The sequence below is a fragment of the Thermogutta sp. genome (assembly GCF_039793925.1).
In the GTDB taxonomy this organism is placed as follows: domain Bacteria; phylum Planctomycetota; class Planctomycetia; order Pirellulales; family Thermoguttaceae; genus Thermogutta.
The window spans coordinates 1-1305 of record NZ_JBAMME010000008.1 but is presented as its reverse complement, the minus strand read 5'-3'; the positions used below and the strand labels follow the sequence as shown (position 1 = coordinate 1305).

At 56.9% G+C, this 1305-nt stretch carries 2 protein-coding genes; both read right to left on the bottom strand.

The genetic code is table 11. The features are described from left to right. The coding region (locus ABJK56_RS00345; RefSeq protein ID WP_347242678.1) for a hypothetical protein at positions 1 to 395 on the bottom strand (395 nt) is incomplete at its 3' end. A 55-nt stretch (positions 396 to 450) separates the two neighbouring features. After that, a complete protein-coding gene (locus tag ABJK56_RS00340; protein WP_347242677.1) occupies positions 451 to 1083 on the bottom strand; it encodes a hypothetical protein in 633 nt (210 codons plus the stop codon). Positions 1084 to 1305 lie beyond the last annotated feature (222 nt).

The following is a 1305-nucleotide window of genomic DNA, read 5'->3' as shown; positions in this document are numbered from 1 at the left end:
AGGATGCGGAGCCAGAGGCGCACTTTAGAGGGATCCCGGGGATCGGGCAGCCGGCGCGGGGAGACGAAGGCCAGCTCATCAGCCTGTCCTGACGCTGAAAAGACGAAGAGGTTCTCTCCCTGCGGAAAGCGCCGGTAATAGGCCTCCAGGAAGCGCCGGATGTCCGTGCGACGAAGGGCCGGGGAACTCAGTTCGACGTGAAAAATCCGAAATGGGGTTCCATCGCCCACCTGCGCCAGCTGGACCACCGAGCGGACCATCTCCCGCACGCTCGAGGGCATACCCTCCAGGTCCAGCGGAAGGGGATCCATCACCGGGTAACCCAGTCCCGCGAAGAAAGCCTTCCCTTTCTCCAGAGAAGTGTATTCGGATAGTAACTTCTGCAACTCAGCCATGTGCCTTCCCTTTAGGTAAAGCTTGCATCATTGCACAAGCTTTGGTGTTATTGGCTCAAGTTAAAAGCAACCATGGCTCCCAGGTCTTGTGGTCATACCCCCCCATCTGAGTTATCTGATGCGTAGCTTGGCGTAGGCACACCTTGCTATGATCCGGCTCACGGTTGTTCTTCACATCTCGCGGGTCGATGCGGGACTGGAAATTAGAAGCGTATTTGATGCCGTAGGGAGGGTCGATGTAAATCATCTGCACCTTGCTCGTCATCCCCTCCTTCACCAGGAGGCTGTTCATCACCAGCAGCGATTCGCCCAGGATGAGGCGGTTGGCCCAGCCCACCTCGTGCCGGTAGAACTCGACCTGCTGGTTAGCGGGAAGCGGTGTCTCGCCAAAGAGATCCGGCTGGATGGGCTGCGGGCGGCGCACGGCGTCCAGGATGGCCCGGGTGGAGATGCGCTCGTGGATGGGGAGCGAGACGAGATCCACTTCAAACGACGTATGCTCTGCCTTGCCTGTCCACTGAAGCATTGGGTCCAGATGCGGGTCGTACTCATACCGCGCCGTCAGGCGCGCTCGTACCCTGTTGATGAAGACAACGCCGGCAGGTGGTTTGTGCATGCACCGTGCCTCGACATGGTGGAAGTCATTGATCAGCGGGCTAATACTCGGCTGCCTCCTTCGTTGTGGCATGTCCTGCACTCTCTTTGTTCCTGCACCGTTCCGAACAATTATAGCCCATCGGCTACTATCGGACAAATAAGATCAATCCCCTGAGTACTTATTCTTGCGTAAGATATTTTCCGTTATAGGCGTCGCCACCCCACGGAGTCCCGATTTTTCCACTATCGAGCGCCCTCGGGTAGTCACTCCTAAAAGTGGTGATTTGTGGTATAATTCTTGGTGGAGGTGAAA

Coding starts and splice junctions, on each gene's coding strand:
- ABJK56_RS00340 (WP_347242677.1), bottom strand. CDS start 1,083: ATGCCACAACGAAGGAGGCAGCCGAGTATTAGCCCGCTGATCAATGAC.